Genomic DNA, 6,281 nt, shown 5'->3' with positions numbered 1-6,281 from the left:
AGTGATGGACCAACACGCGTTCATGAGTGTGGCGCCGGGGGTTGAGCTGCGGGTGGGGGACATTATTTCCTTTGGTACCTCGCACCCGTGCCTGACGTTTGACAAGTGGCGTGTGGGGTTGTTGGTGGATGAGCAGTTGGCGGTGGTTGAGAGCATGGAGACTTGCTTCTAGGGCTTGAGACCGAGTTGCGGCCAATCGCAGGCAAACCAGCTCCCACAGGGATCTCATGGACTGTGAAGATCATGTGGGCGCTGGCTTGCCAGCGATGCGGCCGGATCAAACACCACCGAATCAGCAGAGACACACCCGATGACCACTCTCAGCCCTCTGGGCCCGAACATCCCGCGCATCGCGCTGATCGGCGAATGCATGATCGAACTGCAACAGCGCGCCGACGGCAGCCTGCAGCAAAGCTTCGGCGGCGACACGCTTAACACGGCGGTTTACCTGTCCCGCGCCCTTGGCGATAAAGCGCAAGTCGATTACGTCACCGCGCTGGGCGATGACAGCTTCAGCGACGCGATGTGTGAAATCTGGAGCAGCGAAGGCATTGGCCTCGACCTGGTGCAACGTCTGCCCGGGCGTCTGCCGGGCCTCTACTGCATCCAGACCGACGCCACCGGCGAACGCCGCTTCCTTTACTGGCGCAACGAAGCGGCCGTCCGCGACTGTTTCACCACCCCGGCGGCCGAGCCGATTCTGGCGGCGCTGGCCGATTACGACGTGTTGTATTTCAGCGGTATCACCCTTGCTGTGCTTGGTGCGCTGGGCCGGGAAAAGCTGATCCAGACGCTGATCGAGGCCCGCCAGCGGGATGCACGCATCGTGTTCGACAACAACTACCGGCCGCGTTTGTGGGCCTCAGTCGAAGAGGCGCGTTCGGCGTATCGCAGCGTGTTGCCCTACGTTGATCTGGCGTTGCTGACAGTGGATGACGAGCAGGCGCTGTTCGGATTTGCCGACTGCGATGCGGTGTTCGCGGCTTACGCGCAGTTCGATACGCCGGAAGTGGTGCTCAAGCGCGGTGCCGACGCATGCCTGATTCGCTGCGATGGCGAAGCGTTCGAGGTGCCGGCGCAGACCGTCGAGAAAGTCGTCGACACCACGGCGGCCGGGGATTCGTTCAGTGCGGCGTATCTGGCCAGTCGATTGCAGGGCGGGAGTCCGGCGGAGGCTGCCGAGGCCGGGCATCTGCTGGCAAGTCGGGTGATTCAGGTGCCAGGAGCACTGATCCCGAAATAGATTTGAATGGCCGCTTGCGGCGCAATCGGTTCGCGAGCAGGCTCGCTCCCACAGGGGATTGCATTCTCAATGTGGGAGCGAGCCTGCTGGCGAAAGGGCCCTGAAGCCAACCCATCAATCGCGGTAAAACACCTGCACCAAGTGATAGCCGAACTTGCTCTTGATCGGCCCGTGCACGGTACGCAACGGCTTTTTGAAGATCACCGCGTCAATCGCGCCAACCATCTGTCCCGGACGGACTTCACCCAGATCGCCACCGCGCTTGCCGGACGGGCAGGTCGAAAATTTCTTGGCCAGCACATCGAACGCTTCGCCCTTGGCGATGCGTTGTTTGAGCTGTTCGGCCTCTTCGGCGGTTTTCACCAGAATGTGGCGGGCTTGGGCTTTCATCGTGCGATACCTGATAACGGGGTGACGGCGGGGCGCGGATTATGCCTCAAGTCACCGGGTTTGACTGATCATCGTGCGGATCTTGCTCGCCAGCAGCTCAATGGCAAACGGTTTGGCGACCATGTCCATGCCGTCCTCGAGAAAACCCTGACGCTCGGCGGCTTTCTGCGCGTAACCGGTCATGAACAACACTTTCAGGCCCGGACGATGCTGGCGGGCGACTTCCGCCAACTGACGGCCGTTCATGCCGGGCAGGCCGACATCCGTTACCAGCAGGTCCACCCGCAGGTCCGATTCCAGCAGGGGCAGCGCGGATTTCGCGTCCTCGGCTTCGAATGCGCGATAACCCAGTTCCTTGAGCAGATCGAGCACCAGCATGCGCACGCCGGGATCGTCTTCGACGACGACCACGGCTTCTCCGCTCGGCAGGTGGGCGGGCGGCTCGACCGGGTTGGCTGGCGGGTGTTCCGGCTCCAGTGCATACAGACGCGGCAAATACAGCCGCACACAGGTGCCCTGTCCGGGCAGGCTGTCGAGACTGACATGGCCGCCCGACTGCTGGGCGAAGCCATAAATCATCGACAGGCCCAACCCGGTGCCCTGACCGATGGGTTTGGTGGTGAAAAACGGGTCGAACGCCTTGGACCGCACGGAGGGCGTCATGCCCGTCCCGTTATCGCTGACCGCCAGCATCAGGTAATCGCCGGCCTTCACTGGTTCCAGCGTGGTGATGTCGCTGCCGTCGAGGTAGACGTTGACTGTTTCGATCAGCAGTTCGCCGCCCTCGGGCATGGCATCACGCGCATTGATCACCAGATTGAGCAGGGCATTTTCCAACTGGCTCACATCCGTGCTCACCGGCCACAGGTCGTCGGCCAGCTGCAGTTTGAGCTCGATCTGATCACCTTTGGTGCGGCGGATCAGGTCTTCCAGCGAATGGATCAGTTCGTTGACGTTCAGCTGTTTGCGGTCCAGCGACTGGCGCCGCGAAAACGCCAGCAGACGATGGGTCAGCGCCGCCGCCCGATTGGCCGAGGACACGGCCGCTTCGGTAAACCGGCCGATCTCGTTGGCGCGGCCGTCGGCAATATAGCGCTGCATCAGATCGAGGCTGCCGATGATGCCGGTGAGCATGTTGTTGAAGTCGTGGGCGATGCCGCCGGTGAGCTGGCCGACCGCTTCCATCTTCTGCGCATGGCGCAAGGCATCTTCGGCCCGCTCGCGCTCGAACATCTCGTTCTGCAAGCGCTGGTTGGCCTGGGCCAGTTGTTCGGTACGGGCGCTGACGCGCTCTTCGAGGGTTTCGTTGAGGTTGCGCAGCGCTTCTTCGGTTTTCTTGCGTTCGGTTTCGTCGATCACAAAGATGTAGAAACCGTTGACCGCACCGTCGGCCCCGTGTCGCGGCAGGTAATTCATCAACGCGTGACGGATGCTGCCATCGCGGTGAGGGGTGTACAGGCTGAATGAACAAGGCCTGCCCGCCAGCGCTTCGGCGATGTACGGCGCGCGCAGAAAATAGGCTTCTTCGCCGATCACTTCGCGGATGGTGCGCCCGTAGAGCTCCTGCGGGGTCAGGCCGTACCAGTCGAGATAGGCGGCGTTGTTGAGGCGGAAACGCTCCTCATGGTCGACGTAGCTGATGAGGATCGGCATGGCGTTGATGATCAGCTGCAGTTCGGTCTGGCTCTGGCGCAGCGCCTGTTCGGTGTGTTTGCGCTCGGTCAGGTCCAGCGCCGCGCCGAGAAAGCGCACCGGCCGGCCATGGTGATCCTTGTAGCAGCGGCCACGGGCAAACACCCAGCGTATGTCGCCGTCGCCTTGCAGCAGACGATATTCCTCGGCGTACTCGGTGCCGTGGGTGATGCAGTGCTTGATGCTGCGCGCGATCAGGGCGCGGTCTTCCGGGTGCACACCCTGCAAATAGTCGCTGATCGGCAACTGGCTCGCCTGCGCCGGATCGACCCCGTGCAACTGCGCGAAATGAGCGTCGGCGATGAAGCGGTCTTCGCCGATATCCCAATCCCAGGTGCCGACGGCATCGGTGGCTGCCAGGGCCAGTTGCAGGCGCTCTTCGGTTTGCTGTTGCGCCTTGAGGCTGTCTTCGGAGCGCTGTTGCAGTTCCAGCGCGATGCGTCGGCGCTCATTGGTTTCGATGGCCGTGACCAGGATCCCCGCCACTTGCGCGGTTTCGTCGCGAATCGGGCTGTAGGTCAAATCCAGCCAGAAGTCGGAATCCTTGCCGTCACGTTGCAGGGTAAAGCGTCGTTCGCTATAGGTCCGCACCTGACCTTGCAGGACGGCGCGGTAAATCGGGTCGGTAAAGTCGCGAAGTTCTGGCCATATCAGGTGCGCCGGTTGTCCGAAAGCGTGCGGATGCTTGCTGCCGGCCAGCATGGCGAAGCCGTTGTTATAGATCTGGGTGAGCTGCGGCCCCCACAGCAGCAACATCGGCATTGGCGAGTGCAGCACGATGTCCACCGCGGTGCGCAGGCTCTGCGGCCATTGACCAGCGTCGCCCAGTGCGCTGTTACTCCAGTCAGTGCGGGTGATCAGCGCCTGCGCATCGTCGTTGCCGGGTACAGCGTTCATTGCGTTAGTCCTGGGCGTCATTCGGTAAGGCGGCGTCTACTATCCTTCGAGAGGGTAGACGCTCAATGCACCGCTGCGTCACGACAGCGGGCCATGTCTGAATATTGAATGCTTCGTCGGTGAATTTGACCATGGAAATCGATGCACTGTTAACACGCTTGGCCAGCCAGCATGGCTCGGACCTGTTCCTGTCGACCGGAGCGCCACCCAGCGCGCGCTTTCAAGGCGTATTGACGCCGTTGGCCGAGCAGCCGTTCAAGCCGGGTGAAGTCGCGGTCATCGCCAATTCCCTGATGGACGCCGAACAGCGCCGGGAGTTCGACCGGGATCTGGAAATGAACCTGGCCATCTCGCGCACCGGCATCGGCCGCTTTCGGGTCAATCTGTTCAAGCAACGCAATGACGTGTCGATCGTGATCCGCAACGTCAAACTGGACATTCCGCGCTTTGAAGACCTCAAGTTGCCCCGCGTGCTGCTGGAAACCGTGATGCTCAAACAAGGCCTGATTCTGTTTGTCGGCGCCACCGATTCGGGCAAATCGACCTCGCTGGCGGCGCTGATCGATCATCGCAATCGCCATAGCAGTGGCCACATCATCACGATTGAAGACCCGATCGAGTACATCCACCGGCATCGGCTGTCGATCATCAACCAGCGTGAAGTCGGTGTCGACACCCGCAGCTTTCACGCGGCTTTGAAAAACACTCTGCGCCAGGCACCCGATGTGGTGCTGATCGGCGAAATCCGCGACCGCGAGACCATGGAGCACGCGCTGGCGTTCGCCGAAACCGGTCATCTGGTTTTATCGACGCTGCACGCCAACAACGCCAATCAGGCGCTCGACCGGATCATCAACCTGTTTGCCGAGGAGCGTCGGCCACAGTTGCTGCATGCACTGGGCAACAACCTTAAAGCCTTTGTTTCCCAGCGCCTGGTGCGCACGCTCGAGGGGCAACGGCGGGCAGCCGTGGAAGTGATGCTGGGCACGCCGACCATCGGGGACCTGATCCGGCGTAATGAATTGGGTGAGCTCAAAGGCATCATGGAAAAGTCCACCGAACTGGGCATGCAGACGTTCGACGGGGCGTTGCACGGCCTGGTGGTGGAGGGGGCGATCAGCGAGGAAGAAGCACTCAAACATGCCGATTCGGTGAACAATCTGCGCCTGCGCTTGAAGTTGCAGGGCGATGTCACACCGGCCCCACCCACGACGGGGGAGTGGGGCCTGATGGACTGAACGGTTCAGCCTCTGGGTTCAAGTCTCGAGTTCAGCGCGATTGCGAAACTGCTCCAGCGCTTCGGGATTGGCCAGGGCGTCGGTGTTCTTGACCATCTCGCCGTGGATCACATTGCGCACAGCCAGCTCCACCACTTTGCCGCTGATGGTGCGCGGAATGTCGGTCACGCTGAGGATTTTCGCCGGCACATGCCGAGGCGTGGTGTTGGCGCGGATCACCTGGCGGATCTGCGCTTGCAGGGCTTCATCCAGTTCAACCGCGTCCTGCAAGCGCACAAACAGCACCACCCGTACGTCATCCTGCCATTGCTGACCGACGGCGACGCTGTCGAGCACTTGCGGGACTTTCTCCACCTGGCGATAAATCTCCGCCGTGCCAATGCGCACACCGCCGGGGTTGAGTACGGCGTCCGAGCGGCCATGGATCATCATCGCGCCGTGCGGCAGCTCTTCGGCGTAATCGCCCTGGGCCCAAACGCCGGGAAACAGGCTGAAATAGGATTTCCGCAATTTTGTTCCGTCCGGGTCATTCCACAGGCCAATTGGCATTGCCGGGAAATGCCGGGTACAGACCAGCTCACCTTTCTCACCAATCACGGGCTGGCCGGCGTCATTCCAGACCTCGACCGCCATGCCCAGGCTCTTGCCCATGATTTCGCCGCGGCGCACGGCTGACAACGGATTGCCGTTGACGAAGCACGAGACGATGTCCGTACCGCCGGACATCGAGGCCAGGCACACGTCGGCCTTGAAGTCTCGATACACGAAGTCGTAGCTTTGCGGCGACAGCGCCGAGCCGGTGCAGAGCAGGGTTTTCAGGC

Annotated in this window: 4 protein-coding genes and 2 pseudogenes; 3 read left to right on the top strand and 3 right to left on the bottom strand. The window is 61.6% G+C overall.

Annotation, left to right across the window (positions count from 1 at the left end):
* Positions 1-172: pseudogene (locus DBR24_RS04945) on the top strand (amino acid deaminase); the annotation flags it as partial.
* 138 nt (positions 173-310) lie between these two features.
* Entirely contained in the window at positions 311-1,243 is a 933-nt protein-coding gene (locus DBR24_RS04940) for a sugar kinase (protein WP_128614076.1), read from the top strand.
* A gap of 114 nt (positions 1,244-1,357) precedes the next feature.
* Here the strand turns inward: DBR24_RS04940 and DBR24_RS04935 are convergent, their stop codons facing one another.
* Both DBR24_RS04935 and DBR24_RS04930 read right to left on the bottom strand, forming a co-directional pair.
* A complete protein-coding gene (locus tag DBR24_RS04935) occupies positions 1,358-1,633 on the bottom strand; it encodes a peptidylprolyl isomerase (protein WP_007912322.1) in 276 nt (91 codons plus the stop codon).
* 51 nt (positions 1,634-1,684) lie between these two features.
* Positions 1,685-4,222 carry a PAS domain-containing sensor histidine kinase gene (locus DBR24_RS04930; RefSeq protein WP_128614075.1) on the bottom strand — a complete coding sequence of 846 codons (2,538 nt, stop codon included), beginning with the start codon at positions 4,220-4,222 and terminating at the stop codon, positions 1,685-1,687.
* 131 nt (positions 4,223-4,353) lie between these two features.
* On the opposite strand from DBR24_RS04930, the gene DBR24_RS04925 reads away from it, so the two are divergent.
* Positions 4,354-5,460: a PilT/PilU family type 4a pilus ATPase gene (locus DBR24_RS04925; protein WP_128614074.1), complete on the top strand. Its 1,107-nt coding sequence runs from the start codon at positions 4,354-4,356 to the stop codon at positions 5,458-5,460.
* A gap of 18 nt (positions 5,461-5,478) precedes the next feature.
* Here the strand turns inward: DBR24_RS04925 and DBR24_RS04920 are convergent.
* Positions 5,479-6,281 (bottom strand): annotated as a pseudogene (locus DBR24_RS04920) (AMP-binding protein); the annotation flags it as partial.

The sequence above is a fragment of the Pseudomonas sp. HMWF006 genome (genome assembly GCF_003061205.1).
GTDB classification, from domain to species: Bacteria; Pseudomonadota; Gammaproteobacteria; order Pseudomonadales; family Pseudomonadaceae; genus Aquipseudomonas; species Aquipseudomonas monsensis.
The sequence above is the reverse complement of the archived record's forward strand: the minus strand, read 5'-3'. Positions and strand labels throughout refer to the sequence as shown.

Bases quoted from the DNA above. Each gene is read 5' to 3' on its own strand.
- DBR24_RS04940 (WP_128614076.1), top strand. From the start codon at position 311: ATGACCACTCTCAGCCCTCTGGGCCCGAACATCCCGCGCATCGCGCTG.
- DBR24_RS04930 (WP_128614075.1), bottom strand. From the start codon at position 4,222: ATGAACGCTGTACCCGGCAACGACGATGCGCAGGCGCTGATCACCCGC.
- DBR24_RS04935 (WP_007912322.1), bottom strand. From the start codon at position 1,633: ATGAAAGCCCAAGCCCGCCACATTCTGGTGAAAACCGCCGAAGAGGCC.
- DBR24_RS04925 (WP_128614074.1), top strand. From the start codon at position 4,354: ATGGAAATCGATGCACTGTTAACACGCTTGGCCAGCCAGCATGGCTCG.